Consider the following 14,758-nt stretch of genomic DNA (forward strand, 5'->3'; position numbering starts at 1 on the left):
CGGGGTTCAGGAATCGTTGCGCACGGCGATGAACAGGCCCGGCGCGTTGTGCGGGCGCTCGCCGAGCCGCCACGGGATGTCGGCGAACTCGACCGCGCAGCCGGCGTCTTCGAACGCGCTCACGTACTCGTCGCGGGTGAACAGGTGCATCAGGAAGATGTCCGTCCACTCCCGGATGCCGTCCGGCCGCGCGACGACGAACTTGATCTCCACGCGGGCGCTGTCACCCTGCCGGGTGGAGTGCGTGACGCGGGAGACGATCTGCCGCTCCTCCTCCACCAGGTGCCCGCCGACGTACCCGTCGAGGAACTGCTCGGGGAACCAGCCGGGTTCGACCACCAGCACGCCACCCGGTTCCAGGTGCTTGACCAGCCGATCGACGGCGAGCCGCATGTCGGCGAGGGTCTCGACGCACGCGATCGCGTTGCCGAGGCAGACGACCGCGTCGAAGGTGCGGCCCAGCTCGAAGGTGCGCATGTCGCCGGGGTGCACGGGGATCTCGGGCAGCCGGCGGCGCGCGACCGAGCGCATGGCTTCGGCGAGCTCGACGCCTTCGGTGTGGTCGAACGCCTTGCCGAAGCGGCCCAGGTGGGCCCCGGTCCCGCAGGCGACGTCCAGCAGGCTCTCCGCGGCGGGCCGGCGCGACCGGATGATCCGGGTGATGTCGTCGGCTTCGTTTTCGTAGTTCTTGCCGCGGCTGGTGAACACCAGGTCGTAGAGCTCGGCGTGGTCGTCGCCCCAGGCGCCGTGGATGTCGGCCCAGCTGCGCTCGGCGTCGGCGGTCATGAGGCCGCCTCCCCGAAGTGCCAGCGGCCCGACCCGTAGGGCTCCGAGGTGCCCAGGCCGAACACGGTCTCGACGGTGACTTCGTAGAGCTCGTACGGCGGCGGTCCCGCGGTGGGCGCGCCGAAGGGCGCCGAGTACGCGCCGTCCTCGACCGTGAGCGGCCAGCCGTACTTGTCGATGTACACCTCGGCGATGCGCCGGAGTTCGGCCTCGTCGGTCACCTTCGCGGCCGTGCCCTCGATGACGATGTCGAGGTCGTCACTGGTCGCCGTGATGGCGCAGTGCGGGTTCTCCGCGAGGTTCTTCGCCTTGCGCTTGGTGGGGTTCGACGTGAAGTACATCGAGCCGTCGACCCAGACCCCGAACAACGGCATGACGTGCGGCCGGCCGTCCGGGCGCACGGTCGAGAGCCAGTACGTCGAGTTCCCGTGCACGAGGCCCTTTTCCACCAGCTCCCAGCTCGGTGCGGGGGCGTCGTACCCGCTGATCACCTTGCCTTCTGGTGCTTCCGCAGTCATCCGGCAGTCCTCCTCACAGCCCGGTTCGAGGCAAGAGTCGTATTTGTCCAACTTTCCCCGGTGATCATGACCGATCGGCGCCCGTTTCTCTTCTCCGAGGGTGCTCAGTGCGTTTCACCGGCTCCGGAGCCGGGCGGTCTCGCAACCGGGAAGAAGACCCGCGGATGGGACGTAGCGACCATTGGGCACAAATAGGATGTAAGGAGTCGTCATGCGCGTCGCGTTCGCCCTGTGGCCGAACCCCGTCCACCTCTATCCGATGGTCCCGCTCGCCTGGGCGCTGCGCGCCGCCGGGCACGAGGTCTACGTGGTGTCGCACCCGGCGCTCGCCACGGTGGCCACCAACTCCGGCCTGCCGTTCGTCCCCGTGTGCGACGAGGACGCGATGCCGGTGCCAATGGGCCCGGGCAACGCCTACACCGAGGAACGGGCCAAGGTCGAGCTGATCACCCAAGCTCTCGACCTGCCCGAGGCGGCACAGGAGCGGTGGAACATCTTCAGCCAGTTCCTGCTGCCGTCCATGTGGGACTTCAACCCCTACCAGGGCGACGCGGCGAGCCTGCCCGCCATGGACGGGCTCGTCGAGTTCTTCCGCGGCTGGCGGCCCGACCTCGTCATCTGGGACCCGTGCTTCGCCGGCGCCGGGGTCGCCGCGCGGGCGGTCGGCGCCCGGCACGCCCGCTACACCGGGCCGGACTTCGTCGGCTGGTGCCTCGACACCTTCGAGGAGATCACCGGGCGGCCGGGGGCGCCGTCCATCGAGAACCCGCTGGCCGAGACCGTGCGGCCGATGGCGGAGAAGTACGGCGTCCCGGTCGACCGCGAGACGATGCTCGGGCAGTGGACGCTGAACCCGATGCCGGCGGCCATCAACTGGCCCGTGCGGACCACGATGGTTCCGGTGCGGTGGATCCCGCACGCGAACGCCGAGATCATCCCGGACTGGCTCTACCCGCTGCCGGACCGGCCGCGCGTCGCGCTGTCGCTCGGGCTGTCGATGCGCAACTACATGACCACCGGCTGGGAGTACGTCGAGGTCCTGCTCGAAGCGCTGGGCGGCCTGGACATCGAGGTCATCGCGACGCTGAACGAGAAGCAGCTGAGCGCGGTCTCGCGCGTCCCCGACAACGTGCGGGTGGTCGACTACGTCCCGCTCGACCAGCTGATGCCGACCTGCTCCGCGCTGATCCACCACGGCGGCTTCGGCACCACGATCGCCGCCGCGACCTCGCGCGTGCCGCAGCTCGTCGTCGACTTCCTCGAGGAGGACGTCACCGCGGTCGCCCTCGACGGCGGCGTCGCGGCCACCCGGTACGTCGTCGCGCCCACCACCGTCGGGTTCGTCTCCGGCCCGGGTGCCGGCGACGTGATCGACCTCAGCCGTCCCTCGATCGAGGCGATCCGGGCCCAGGTGACCCGGGTCCTCACCGACGAGTCCTTCCGGGACGGCGCGGACCGCCTCTACGGCGATCTGCTGACCGCCCCCAGTCCCACCGATGTCGTAGCCCAGTTGGAGAAGCTCGCGCAGCCGTCGCGCTTCTCGAGTCGTGCAACCGATCGAGCCGCCTAGGCGCGCTCCGAAGGAGGTGCCGGGATGAGCAACGGAAGCGCGGAGCGCGCCGTGGTCCTCGGCGGAAGCATCTCGGGCCTGCTCACGGCCCGCGTCCTCGCCGACGCCTACGGCGAGGTGCTCGTGGTGGACCGCGACCGGTTCACCGGGCCCGGGGTGCGCCAGAGCGTGCCCCAGGGCCGGCACGCCCACGGCCTGCTGGCCCGCGGGCAGCAGGCCGTGGAGGAACTGTTCCCCGGGCTCACCGGCGAACTGCGCGCGGCCGGGGTCCCGGTCGGCGACGTCTCCGCGCGCATGCGCTGGTACGTCGACGGCCACCGGCTGCGGCCGGGCCCGACCGGCCTGCTCATCATCGGCGCCGCGCGGCCGGTGCTGGAGCACCACGTGCGGGCCCGGGTCGCGGCGCTGCCCAACGTCCGGTTCGTCGAGGGCCACGACATCACCGGCCTGGCCGCGACGCCCGACGGGAACCGGGTGACCGGCGTCCACGTCCAGGAGCGCGCCGAGGGCAGCACCCCGCGGCGCCTCGACGCCGCCCTCGTCGTCGACGCCACCGGCCGCGGCTCGCGGGCACCCAAATGGCTGCGGGACCTGGGCTACCCGGAGGTGCCCGAGGAGCGCGTCAAGGTCGACCTCGCCTACACCAGCCGCCGCTACCGGCTGCGGACGAACCCGTTCACCGACGAGCAGTCGATCAACGTGATCGCCACCCCCGGCCACCCGCGCGGCGCGTTCTTCCACACCCTCGGCGGCGACGAGTGCCTACTGTCGCTCACCGGCCTGCTCGGCGACCACCCGCCGACGGACCCGGAAGGATTCGTGGCGTACGCGAAATCCCTGCCCGTCCCGGACATCCACGAAGCCATCGCGGACGCGGAACCGCTGACCGAGCCGGTCTGCTTCCGCTTCCCGGCGAGCACGCGGCGCCACTACGAGCGGCTGACCCGCTTCCCCGAAGGCTTCCTCGTGGTCGGCGACGCGTTCTGCGTGTTCAACCCGGTCTACGGCCAGGGCATGACGGCGGCGGCGTTGCAGGCCCGGACCCTGCGGCAGCACCTCGGCGGCACACTCCGCCCGGCCGAGTTCTTCGCCGACGCGGCCCGCGTGGTCGACGCCCCGTGGGAGATCGCGGCGGGCGGCGACCTGGCGTTCCCGGGCGTGACGGGCCGCCGCAGCGTGAAGACCCACATCGGCAACGCGTACGTCTCCCGCGTCCAGTCCGCGGCGACGCGCGACGCGGAGGTGACGAACGCGTTCATGCGCGTGGCGGGCCTGATCGACCCACCCCAGGCCCTGATGCGCCCCCGTCTGGCGTTGCGCGTCCTGCGCGGCGCTCGGCGGGCCGCCCGCGGGGACGACCAGCTGGCCGCTTAGCGATCAGTCCGTCCTCAGGGCAGCCGGACCGCCTCGATCTCGGCGTCGCTCAGCAGCGCTTCGACCAGGCGCGAGGAGCCGGCGACCTTGGTGCCCCACAGGTCGTAGTCGGTGCACAGGCACCAGGAGCGGTCCTCGGCCCAGAGGTTCGACGGACTGAAGTCGATCTCGGGGTCGTCGTACAGGATCTCGGCGTCCCCGAGCTTCCCCGCCCGCACGTGGAGGTTCTCGAAATCGGCGGCCCCGAGCACCAGCGGGCTGTAGTAGGCCAGGCAGGGAGTGTCCGGGCCCGCGGGGCTGTGGTCGACGAGGACGCCGATCAGCCGCGTCCAGGTCTCGCGGTCCAGGCTGCCTTCGGTGGGCGGGACGATGCCGAGCGGCCAGCTGCCTTCCTTGGTGGCCGAAGGGAAGCAGCGGTGAGACGGGAGCAGGCCCTCGGGGACGACGGGGTCGCCGGTGCGCCGGGCGAGTTCGGCCCAGCGCAGCCGCCGCCAGCCGGGGCCGGGGTGGCCGGCGCGGCCCAGCCCGCCTCCCGTCGTCACACTCCCGGTTTCGAGGTCGACGCCGCCGAGGACGAGGGGCCGGACGCGTCCCTCGGCGATACGCGCTTGGCGGTCCTCGTGGTACGACGTCTCGCCCGGCCCCCGCTCGTGTTCGTACAGGGCGTTGAGCACCCAGACCGCGTCCGGCATCGCGGGCGGCATGAATCCGGTCAGGCCGTCGCCGCACCTCTCGCGCAGCCACTCGGCGGCACCGGACGGGACCGACGGCCAGGGATTCGACTGTTCGGGCACCCGGTCACCCTACGGCTGATCCGTTGCCCGCCGCTCAGAGCACGAAGCCCGCCGGGAAGGGGTCCGACGGGTCCAGCAGGTAGGTGGCGGTGCCGGTGATCCACGCCCGGCCCGAGAACTCCGGGATCACCGCCGGCACCCCGCCCACCTCCGTCTCCCCCACCAGCTCGCCGGTGAACGTCGTGCCGATGAACGAGCTGTTCTCGAACGGCGTGTGCAGCGGGAGCTCGCCGCGGGCGTGCAGCTGGGCCATCCGGGCGGACGTGCCCGTGCCGCACGGCGACCGGTCGAACCAGCCCGGGTGGATGGCCATCGCGTTGCGCGACGCCCGCGCGTCCGAGCCCGGTGCGAGGAACTGGACGTGCTTGCAGCCGCCGATCAGCGGGTCTTCGGGGTGCTTCGGGGGCCGCTGGTCGTTGATCGCGGCCATGATGTCCAGCCCGGCGCCGAGGATCCGGTCCTTTTCGGACCGGTCGAACGGGATGTCCACTTGGGACAGTTCGAGGATGGCGTAGAAGTTCCCGCCGTAGGCGAGGTCGTAGCGGACGTCGCCGAGGCCCGGCACCGAGACCACGGCGTCGCGCTCGGCGAGGAACGACGCGACGTTGCGCAGCTTGACGCGTTCGGCGCGCCCGTCGCGCACGGAGACCTCGGCGTGCACCAGCCCGGCCGGGGTGTCCAGGCGCACCACGGTCACCGGCTCGGTCACCTCGACCATGCCGGTCTCCACCAGCACCGTCGCGACGCCGATCGTGCCGTGCCCGCACATCGGCAGGCAGCCGGACACCTCGATGTACACCACGCCCCAGTCGGCGTCGTCGCGGCACGGCGGCTGCAGGATCGCGCCGCTCATCGCGGAGTGGCCGCGCGGCTCGTGCATCAGGAACTGCCGGATGTGGTCGAGCTCGGCCATGAAGTACCGCCGTCGCTCGGCCATCGTGGCGCCGGGGATCGGGGCGACGCCGCCGGTGACCACCCGCGTCGGCATGCCTTCGGTGTGCGAATCGACCGCCGTGATCGCGCGCGAGGCCCGCATCTACGCCACCCCCAGCGCGGCCAGCGCACGGCCCATGTCGGTGCGGACCTGTTCGCGGTGGACGTCCGACAGCGGCCCCCGCGGCGGGCGGCACGGCCCGCCCCGCCGCCCCACCAGGTCCATCCCGAGCTTGATGGCCTGCACGAACTCGGTGCGCGAATCCCAGCGGAACGCGGCCACCAGCGGCTCGTAGAGCGCCTTCGCTTCGTCGAGCTTGCCCGTGGTGGCGAGTTCGAACAGGCGCGCCGACTCGGCCGGGAAGACGTTCGGGAACCCGGCGAACCACCCGGTGGCGCCCATCAGCAGGCTCTCCAGCACGACGTCGTCGGCGCCGCCGATCACCGCCAGCCCCGGCGCACGCTCGCGGATCTCCAGCACCCGCCGGACGTCTCCGGAGAACTCCTTGACCGCCACGACGTTGTCGATCCGCGCGATCTCGGCGAGCAGGTCCGGCGTGAGGTCGACCTTGGTGTCGAACGGGTTGTTGTAGACCATCACCGGCAGCCCCACCGAGGCGACGGCCTCGAAGTGGGCGAGCACCTCGCCGCGGTTGGCGCGGTAGAGCGTCGGCGGCAGGCACAGCACCCCGTCCGCGCCGTCCTCGGCCGCCGCCTCGGCCCAGTGGCGGGCCTGGTGCGCGCCGGGACCGTGCACGCCGACGACGACGATCCCGGCGTCGCCGACGGCCTCGATCGCGGTGCGCGCGACGCGGCGGCGTTCCTCGTCGGTGAGGGAGGAGTACTCGCCGAGCGACCCGTTCGGGCCGACGCCCCGGCAGCCGTTTTCGACGAGCCAGCGGCAGTGCTCGGCGTAGGCGTCGTAGTCGACGGCCAGCCCGGCCGGCGCGCGGTCGTCCTCCCGGTACGGCAGGGCGGCGGCGACGACCACGCCCCCAAGGTCGCTCATGCGTCGTTCTCCTTCACCTCGGCGAGTTCGCCCAAGCGGATCGGCTGGGCGATCGGACGGTGGTGGCGCTCGGCGGTCCCGCACAACGCGCTCACGGCGGCCCCGCACAGCCGGCCCTGGCAGGGGCCGAGGCCGGCGCGGGTGCCGAGCTTGAGCGCGTGCGGGCCCGGTGCGGCCGGGTCGCGGGCCGCGCGCGTCAGTTCGCCGGCGGTGGTTTCCTCGCACCGGCAGACGATCGTGTCCTCGCGCAGCCAGCCCGGCCAGGCCGCGCCGACCGGGTGGGCGGCGGCGAGGCGGGCGGCGAACCCCCGCAGGCGGTCCCGCTCGCGGAGCAGCGCGCGGCCCGGCACCCCGCCGGCCGCGGCGCACCCGGCGACCGCGCCTTCGGCCGCAGCGGCGACCGCGCCGCCGATGCCGGTCAGCTCCCCGGCGGCGAACACCCCGGGGACGCTCGTGCGCTGGTCGTCGCCGACGCGGACGAACCCGCCGTCGAGCGCGCATCCCGCCGCGACGGCCAGTTCCGGTCGCGGCGCGAACCCGTGCCCGACGCAGACCGCGTCGGCCTCGTAGGTCCGTTCGGTGCCGGGCACGACCGACCAGTCCGCGCGCAGGCGGGCGGTGACCACCGCGCGCACGCGGTCGTCCCCGCGGGCTTCGACGACCGCCCGCCCCAGGTGGTACGGCACCCGGTGCCGGGCCAGCGCGGCCGCGTACCGGGCCAGCTCCCCCGCCTTGCGCGCGTCCCGCCACGACCATCCTTTCCGGACGGTGGACGCCGGATTCGCTTCCAGGACCGCGAGCACCCGGGCGCCGACGGCCAGCAGGGACTCGGCGACCGGCAGCAGGAACGGCCCGGCCCCGGCGACCACTACCCGCCTGCCGACGGCTACCCGCTCCCCCTTCGCCAGCGCCTGCGCGGCACCCGCGGTGTAGACGCCGGGCAGCTGCCAGCCGGGGAACGGCAGCGTGCGGTCGTGCGCGCCGGTGGCGAGGACCAGTGCGTCGGGCTCGAGGACGTGCCGCTCCCGTCCCGCGCCGTCGGCCGGGCCGCGCAGGACGTGCAAGCGTTTGCCCGCCACCGCCCACACCGTGCTTTCCGGCCACCACGAGCACCGGCTCAGGATCGCCTCGAACCCGTGCGGCGCTCCCGGCGGCAGCCGGTGGAACTGCCCGCCCGGCGCGGCCGACTGGTCCAGCAGCGTGACGTCGGCCCCGGCGCGCACCGCGTGCGCGGCGGCCGCGAGCCCGGCGGGCCCGGCGCCGACGACGACCACCCGCGTCACGCGTCCGCCCGGGACTGCGTGCGGATCTCGTCACCGTCGGCGGCGCGGCGGAGGCAGGCCCGGACGTCGGGCACGCCGTTCACGGTCAGCAGGCAGTCGAAGCAGGCACCGATCCCGCAGAACACGCCGCGCGGCGCGCCGGACCGCGTGGTGCGCCACGACAGCCGTCCGGACGCCAGCAGCACCGCGGCCACGGTCTGGCCGTCGGTCCCCGCCACCGGTTCGCCGTCGACGGTGATTTCGACGGTCATGCGACCACCGCCGGACGGTCCACAGTGAACTCTTCGACCGGCATCGACGGCGCCGCCCCGGTGAGCAGTTCCCGCAGCAGCCGCGCGGTGCCGACGCTGAGGCCGATCCCCGCGCCTTCGTGCCCGGTCGCGTGCCAGAGGTTCCCGAGCCGCGGATCCTCGCCCAGCACCGGGAGGTGATCGTCCACATAGGGCCGGAAGCCGCCGTAGGCCCGCATCACCGCCGCGTCGGCGAGGGCGGGGAACAGCCGGACGGCCTTGGCCGCGATGGCGCCCAGCACCTCCGGCCGGATCGCGTCGTCGAACCCCACCCGGCGCCGCGACGAGCCGATCAGCACGGTGCCGCCGCGCGTCGACTCGACCACCGCGGACGTCTGCAGGTCACCACTGCCGGTCCCGACCGCTCCGACGTAGTCGGCGTCGTAGACCTTGTGCCGCACCACGCCGGGCATCGGGGTGGTCACCAGCACTTCCCCGCGGCGGGGCCGGACGGCGATCGGGGCACCGAGGCGCGCCGAGACTTCGCCGGCCCAGGGACCCGCCGCGTTCACGACGACGTCCGCGTCGAGGACTTCGCCGGCTACGCGGACCCCGGTGAGCCGGCCGCCTTCGACGCGGGCCCCGGTCACCTCGGTGTCCGCGCGCAGCCGGGCGCCGTGGGCGAGCGCGGACCCGAGCAGCGCGAGCGCCGCGCCGGCCGGCTGCACCTGGGCGTCCTCGGGGTAGTGGACGGCGGCGGTCACCTCGCGGGTCAGCGCGGGTTCGGCCTCGGCGACGTCGGCCGCGGAGAGCGGTTCGGTGCGCACCCCGGCGGCGGCCTGCGTCCCGGCGAACGCGGTCAGCGCGCGGGCGCCGGCCTCGGTGGTGGCGACGACGATGCCGCCCTTGGCGTCGAACTCCGCCGCGGACGCCGCCCGCGGGTCTTCCCCGGCGATTTCGGCGATCAGCCGCGGCCACAACCGGTTCGACAGTCGCGCCAGCGCGAGTTCCGCGCCGGGTCCCTTGTCCGAGACGAGGAGGTTGCCTTCCCCGTGGGAGGTGGTGCCGCCCGCGGGCCGGCCGCGGTCGACGACGAGGACGTCGAAGCCGGCCAGGCGGAGTTCCCTGGCGCAGGCCGCGCCGACGATCCCGGCGCCGATCACCACCACCCGCGTTCGGTTCATCGACCCTCCAGCGTTCGGTATAGCGAACGATCGGAGCGTAAGTCCGCCGCGAGCGGAGTGTCAATCCTGCAGCACGGGGTGCGGCCGGCCGTCGAGCCGCTCGTCCGCGCGGTACTGCAGGAGCAGCACCGAATGCACCGGCGCCGCGAGCGCGGTGTAGCTGTGCGGCTCGCGGGCGTCGAACGCCACGTAGTCGCCCGGCCCGAGCTCGACGACCCGCCCGGAGACCTCGACCCGCAGCTCACCGGTCTGCACGACGGTGTGCTCGACGCCGACGTGCCCCTGCGAGCGCTGCGGCGCGTCACCCCGCACGACCTGGTCGTAGACCTCGAAGACGCTGTTGTCGGCCTCGATCCGGCGCAGCGGCCGCAGGTCGACGCCCTCCCCGCGGAGCACCTCGACGTCGGCCGCCCGCACGACGGTCAGCCCGCCGCGCGGCCGGTGGTCGAGCAGGTCGGAGATCGCCACCTCGAGGGCGCGGGACAGGCTGAAGACGGTCTCGATGGTCGGGTTGCCGGTGCCCGCTTCGAGCTGCGAGAGCGTCGCCTTGCCGATCCCGGACCGCCGCGCCAGCTCCGACAGCGACAGCTCGCGCGCCGCCCGCGCGGCACGCAGGTTGACCGCCAGCATGTCGCGGATCGACGGGTCGCCGCCGTTCGGTAAAGCGTCCACGCGCCCCGCCCTCCGTTCGGTTCGCCGATCGGGCCAGCGTCATGATGCCACGCGCCACCTTCAAGGCGGTGGACACCGGCGCCGCGACGGGCGCGCCACGGAAACCGGCGCCGCCGCACCGGCCTTGCGCTGCCCGCTCGACCACCTGGTGCGGTCGGCGTCTTCGCGGTGACAGCCGGCCGCTACGCCCACCGAACCGGGCGCCCAGCTGCGGGAAGACGCACCGGCGGGGTATCAAGCCGCTGCTCGACATCGGCGCCGTGGGTTGGGCGCGCCCAACCCGCGTTCGCGGACCTGCTCGGGCCGATCACCACCGGCGAACCCGCTTACGAACGCCGTTGCGGCCGGGGTTCTGGGCAGACATCGAAGCCGAACCGGCGTTGCGGCGCCGGCGCTTCCAGGTGCGGGGCTACGCAGATCGCCGAGCGCTTCGATCGGAGCCGGTTCCCGCGCATCCTCGACGTCGACGGCGGGGCGGGCGTCGTGCTCGAAGCGGGCCTGCGGGCGCACACAGGAGCCGCGGCGAGGTGTTTGACCTGGCGCCGCAGTTTCTTCGACCCGCTGCCCACCGGCGCGGACGCCTACCTGCTGTCGGACATCCTGCACGACTGGGACGACGACCACGCCCGCCGCATCCTCGACGGCTGCCGCCGCGCCGCCACCCCGGGCGCCACCGTGGTGGTCGTCGAGCCGGTGCGCGACCAGGGCGCGGACACGACGATCGACCTGTTCATGCTGATGTGCTTCGGCGGTCGCGAACGGACCGTCGAAGAACTCACCGCTTTGGCTGACGGAAGCGGTCTGACCCTGCGCGCCGCAAGCCCGGTGGCGGACGGGCGGACGGCGCTGGAACTCGTGCCGTCCGATGGGGACGCTCGCTGAACGTCCCCATCGGAGGGTCCGCTACCGGTCGTAGGTCAGGCAGTTCGCCGCGTGCCCGCCGTCGCCGGGGCCGACGCGGACGCTGGGCGCGGTGCACTCCAGCGCCGAGTTGTGACGGCAGTCCGCGCGGGAACACGCGCCGACCTGCGCCACGACGCGGTCCAGTCCGCCCTTCGTGTTCAGCGGGACGAACGTGCCGCAGTCGGCGGACCCGTTGTCACCGCCGACGGTGATGGCGAAGGCGTGGCAGCCGTCGTGGTTGTAGGAACACCCACTGACGGTGCACTCGTGCACGGCGGGCATTTCGGTGGTGGTCATGCGAGCTCCTGGTTCCGTGGTGGGAAAACAGTCGGTCCCCCGACGCTCCCACCCGGAACCGGGCCCCGCAATTCGCGAGGCCCGGCAGTACCCGGTCGGGGAAGCTCAGTTCGTCAGGATCGCCGGGTCGCTCGTGCTCGGGCGGCCCGTCTCGACGTGGCCCGCCAGGCGGCGCAGGAACTTCGGATCGCGGTCCGACGTCACCGAGACGTCATACCAGTTGTTGCTGCGCCGGATCCCGATCTCCTCGACGACCTTCGCACCCGGCCGCACCGTGCGCGTCACCGCGTGGTGGCCATAGGCGTCCTTCACCGTCAGCCGCACCGGGGTGGGGCCCGGGTTGGTCAGGACCAGCGAAAGGCCGCCGTCGCCGCAGCGGACCGCGACCTCCGGGCCCGGGGCCGTGCCACGGTACTCGCGGACGAAGCCGCTCGGTCCGTACGCCGTGTAGTCGTACGCGCCGCTGGCCGGCAGCGTCGCCGTGAGGGACCGGCCCGCGCCCGCCGTGTACGTCCTCGGCTCGCCCGACGGGGAGACGACGTAGAACGCCGCGCCCGCGCGGCCGTGGTTGGTGAACGTCACCGCCAGGCCCCCGCCGGTCAGGTGGGCGTCGGCCGACAGGTCGTACGGCAGGGGCCGGGCCGGGCGCAGGCCGCGTTCCTGCTTCGGCAGCACGTTCTTCGCCGGGACGGCGGGGACGTAGTCCGGGTGGCGGTCGCGGTCCGGCGGCTCGTAGCCCGCGGTGTCCGGCAGGGCCGGGACGCGCACGTCGGTGCGAGAGAAGTCGAACGCCGACGTCAGGTCACCGCACACCGAGCGCCGCCAGGCCGAGATGTTCGGCTCGTGCACGCCGAAGCGCTGTTCGATGAACCGGATGATCGACGTGTGGTCGAACGTCTCCGAGCACACGTAGCCGCCCTTGCTCCACGGCGACACCACGAGCATCGGCACGCGCTGGCCGAGCCCGTAGGGGCCGGCCGGGTTCGACGCCGAGCCGGCGTAGATCTCCCCCGTGGTGTCCACAGTGGACTGCCCGGCCGTCGCGTACGGCGGGACGACGTGGTCGAAGAAGCCGTCGTTCTCGTCGTAGGTGATGAGCAGCGCGGTCTTGCTCCACACCTCCGGGTTCGCGGTCAGCGCGTCGAGCACCTGCGCGATGTACCAGGCGCCGTAGTTGACCGGCCAGTTCGGGTGCTCGCAGAACGCCTCCGGCGCGGTGATCCACGAAACCTGCGGCAGTTTCCCGGCCTTGACGTCGGCGCGCAGCCGGTCGAAGTACCCCTCGCCCGCCTTCGCGTTCGTGCCGGTGCGCGCCTTTTCGTAGAGCGCGTCGCCGGGCTTCGCGTCGCGGTAGGAGTTGAAGTACAGCAACGAGTTGTCGCCGTAGTTGCCGCGGTAGGCGTCGTCGATCCAGCCCCAGCCGCCGGCAGCGTCGAGGCCGTCGCCGATGTCCTGGTAGATCTTCCACGACACCCCGGCCTTCTCCAGCCGCTCGGGGTAGGTCGTCCAGGAGTAGCCCTTTTCGTCGTTGCCGAGGACCGGGCCGCCGCCGGCGCCGTCGTTGCCCGTGTACCCCGTCCACATGTAGTAGCGGTTCGGGTCGGTCGAGCCCATGAACGAGCAGTGGTAGGCGTCGCAGATCGTGAATGCGTCGGCCAGCGCGTAGTGGAACGGGATGTCCTCACGCGTCAGGTACGCCATCGTGGTCGACCCCTTCGCGGGCACCCACTTGTCGTACTTGCCGCCGTTCCACGCCGCGTGCGTGTCCTTCCAGCCGTGCGGGAGGTCCTGGATGAACTGCAGGCCGAGGTTGTCCGCTTCGGGGCGGAACGGGTAGATGTCGCGCGTGCCGTCCGACTGCGCCCAGACGGACTTGCCGTTCGCCAGGGTCGCCGGCCGCGGGTCGCCGTAGCCGCGCACGCCGCGCAGCGTGCCGAAGTAGTGGTCGAACGACCGGTTCTCCTGCATCAGGACCACGATGTGCTCGACGTCCCGCAGCGTCCCGCTGTGCCGGTAAGCGGGGATCTCCGCCGCGCGGGCGATGCTGGTGGAAAGAGCGGAAAGGGCAGCCGTGCCGCCGGCCAGCTGCAGGAAACGCCGACGATTGACGTCCGTCATGGGGACTCCGGGGGTGTCGTGGTGGAGAGCCGGGTCAGTATGGGTCGCTGATCGAGAACCTGTGCCAGGACAGAGGCTAACTCCGGTTGAAAGCCTGGTTAACGAGCTGCTCTTCCCAGATACGGAAGTACGTACTAATGTACTGCTTCACTATGAATGACGTACCTGACTCCGCGTTCGACCGGGACGCGGACGGCCGCCTGTTCTCCCCCGAGGTCCGCGCGGCACTGGCCGGGTTCTCCGTCGACGGCGACACCGCAGCGCTGGAGGCGGCCGCCGCCGTCCGCTCGGCCGCGCGCGGCCTGGACCAGCTGCGTTCCCACGGCACCGGCAGCCGCGGCCTCAGCGCGGGCGCGCTCGACGTCCTCATCCGGCTCGCCGGGCGCGAAGCCGGCATCAACGTCAAGGACCTGGCTGCGTCCGCCGGGGTCAGTTCGCGCAACGTGACCGGCCTCGTCGACACCCTGGAACGCGCGGGTCTCGCCGCGCGGGTCCCCGACACCCGCGACCGCCGGTCGGTGCTGGTCCGGATCACCCCGGACGGCCGGACCTGGCTCGAGGACTTCCGGCGCCCGTCCCAGGCGGCGATGGCCGCCGTGTTCCGCGGCTTCACCGCCGCGGAGACGACGACGCTGCGGCACCTGTGCCTGCGCCTCGTCGAGAACCAGCAGCACCTCGCCCGCTACCTGGAGGACAGATGACCGAAACCACCCGCGAGGCCGTGCGGGCCTACCACCGGGCCCGCTTCGACGGCGACGTGACCGCCGCGGCGGCCCGGCTCGCGGACACCTTTTCGTTCGAGAGCCCCCTGATCAGCTCCGGCGACGCCCGCGGCCACCTCGACGGCCTCGCGGCGTTCGTCCGGGTGGTGACCGGGGTCGAGCTGATCAGCGAGCTCTACGGCGAGGCGGAGGCCACGCTGGTCTACGACGTGCACACCGCGACCCCGGTGGGCGTCCAGCGCACGGCCGAGCACTTCCGGCTGCGCGACGGGAAGATCGAAGCGATCACGCTGATCTTCGACGCCACGCGCTGGCACCCGGTCATGGCCGCCGCGGCACCTGGTGGTGCGCGATGAGCCAGGCGC

Annotated in this window: 16 protein-coding genes; 5 read left to right on the plus strand and 11 right to left on the minus strand. The window is 72.9% G+C overall.

What is annotated here, in order from left to right; genetic code table 11:
- Positions 1–6: 6 nt before the first annotated feature.
- Entirely contained in the window at positions 7–786 is a 780-nt protein-coding gene (locus tag SD460_RS30860; protein ID WP_290061220.1) for a class I SAM-dependent methyltransferase, read from the minus strand.
- Positions 783–1,304 carry a pyridoxamine 5'-phosphate oxidase family protein gene (locus SD460_RS30865; protein WP_290061217.1) on the minus strand — a complete coding sequence of 174 codons (522 nt, stop codon included), beginning with the start codon at positions 1,302–1,304 and terminating at the stop codon, positions 783–785. Before SD460_RS30865 ends, SD460_RS30860 begins: the two co-directional genes overlap by 4 nt.
- Positions 1,305–1,515: 211 nt before the next feature.
- On the opposite strand from SD460_RS30865, the gene SD460_RS30870 reads away from it, so the two are divergent.
- Positions 1,516–2,874, plus strand: coding sequence for a nucleotide disphospho-sugar-binding domain-containing protein (locus SD460_RS30870; protein WP_290061216.1), 1,359 nt, complete (start codon positions 1,516–1,518; stop codon positions 2,872–2,874).
- A 24-nt stretch (positions 2,875–2,898) separates the two neighbouring features.
- Positions 2,899–4,248 (plus strand): FAD-dependent oxidoreductase, encoded by a 1,350-nt coding sequence (locus SD460_RS30875; protein ID WP_318307103.1) that lies wholly within the window; start codon positions 2,899–2,901, stop codon positions 4,246–4,248.
- A gap of 14 nt (positions 4,249–4,262) precedes the next feature.
- On the opposite strand, the gene SD460_RS30880 is transcribed toward SD460_RS30875, so the two are convergent.
- From SD460_RS30880 to SD460_RS30910, 7 genes are read right to left on the minus strand one after another with little or no spacing between them, the layout of a single operon-like run.
- Complete coding sequence (locus SD460_RS30880) at positions 4,263–5,042, minus strand: hypothetical protein (protein ID WP_290061213.1); 780 nt, start codon at positions 5,040–5,042, stop codon at positions 4,263–4,265.
- 34 nt (positions 5,043–5,076) lie between these two features.
- A complete protein-coding gene (locus SD460_RS30885) occupies positions 5,077–6,078 on the minus strand; it encodes a proline racemase family protein (protein WP_290061212.1) in 1,002 nt (333 codons plus the stop codon).
- The gene (locus SD460_RS30890; protein WP_290061211.1) at positions 6,079–6,984 is read right to left on the minus strand and encodes a dihydrodipicolinate synthase family protein; all 906 of its coding nucleotides are present in this window, start codon (positions 6,982–6,984) and stop codon (positions 6,079–6,081) included. It abuts the gene before it with no gap.
- Positions 6,981–8,267, minus strand: coding sequence for an FAD/NAD(P)-dependent oxidoreductase (locus SD460_RS30895; RefSeq protein WP_318307104.1), 1,287 nt, complete (start codon positions 8,265–8,267; stop codon positions 6,981–6,983). The genes SD460_RS30890 and SD460_RS30895 overlap by 4 nt, the downstream gene beginning before the upstream one ends.
- On the minus strand, positions 8,264–8,518 hold the full coding sequence (locus tag SD460_RS30900; protein ID WP_290060086.1) for a (2Fe-2S)-binding protein: 255 nt from the start codon (positions 8,516–8,518) through the stop codon (positions 8,264–8,266). Before SD460_RS30900 ends, SD460_RS30895 begins: the two co-directional genes overlap by 4 nt.
- The gene (locus SD460_RS30905; protein WP_290060087.1) at positions 8,515–9,681 is read right to left on the minus strand and encodes an NAD(P)/FAD-dependent oxidoreductase; all 1,167 of its coding nucleotides are present in this window, start codon (positions 9,679–9,681) and stop codon (positions 8,515–8,517) included. The genes SD460_RS30900 and SD460_RS30905 overlap by 4 nt, the downstream gene beginning before the upstream one ends.
- Before the next feature lie 60 nt (positions 9,682–9,741).
- Positions 9,742–10,311, minus strand: coding sequence for a helix-turn-helix domain-containing protein (locus SD460_RS30910; protein WP_290060103.1), 570 nt, complete (start codon positions 10,309–10,311; stop codon positions 9,742–9,744).
- Positions 10,312–10,836: 525 nt separating this feature from the next.
- On the opposite strand from SD460_RS30910, the gene SD460_RS30915 reads away from it, so the two are divergent.
- Positions 10,837–11,235, plus strand: a complete 399-nt coding sequence (locus SD460_RS30915; protein WP_290060089.1) for a methyltransferase — start codon at positions 10,837–10,839, stop codon at positions 11,233–11,235.
- A gap of 21 nt (positions 11,236–11,256) precedes the next feature.
- On the opposite strand, the gene SD460_RS30920 is transcribed toward SD460_RS30915, so the two are convergent.
- Together SD460_RS30920 and SD460_RS30925 are read right to left on the minus strand one after the other, a co-directional pair.
- Complete coding sequence (locus SD460_RS30920) at positions 11,257–11,553, minus strand: DUF1540 domain-containing protein (RefSeq protein WP_290060091.1); 297 nt, start codon at positions 11,551–11,553, stop codon at positions 11,257–11,259.
- Positions 11,554–11,658: 105 nt separating this feature from the next.
- Complete coding sequence (locus SD460_RS30925; RefSeq protein ID WP_318307105.1) at positions 11,659–13,671, minus strand: phosphocholine-specific phospholipase C; 2,013 nt, start codon at positions 13,669–13,671, stop codon at positions 11,659–11,661.
- Between the two features lie 152 nt (positions 13,672–13,823).
- Here SD460_RS30925 and SD460_RS30930 point away from each other — a divergent pair, with 152 nt between their 5' ends.
- Positions 13,824–14,372, plus strand: coding sequence for a MarR family winged helix-turn-helix transcriptional regulator (locus SD460_RS30930; RefSeq protein ID WP_290060093.1), 549 nt, complete (start codon positions 13,824–13,826; stop codon positions 14,370–14,372).
- Positions 14,369–14,749 carry a nuclear transport factor 2-like protein gene (locus tag SD460_RS30935; RefSeq protein ID WP_290060094.1) on the plus strand — a complete coding sequence of 127 codons (381 nt, stop codon included), beginning with the start codon at positions 14,369–14,371 and terminating at the stop codon, positions 14,747–14,749. The genes SD460_RS30930 and SD460_RS30935 overlap by 4 nt, the downstream gene beginning before the upstream one ends.
- Positions 14,750–14,758 lie beyond the last annotated feature (9 nt).

It is taken from the genome of Amycolatopsis solani (assembly GCF_033441515.1).
GTDB lineage: Bacteria > Actinomycetota > Actinomycetes > Mycobacteriales > Pseudonocardiaceae > Amycolatopsis > Amycolatopsis solani.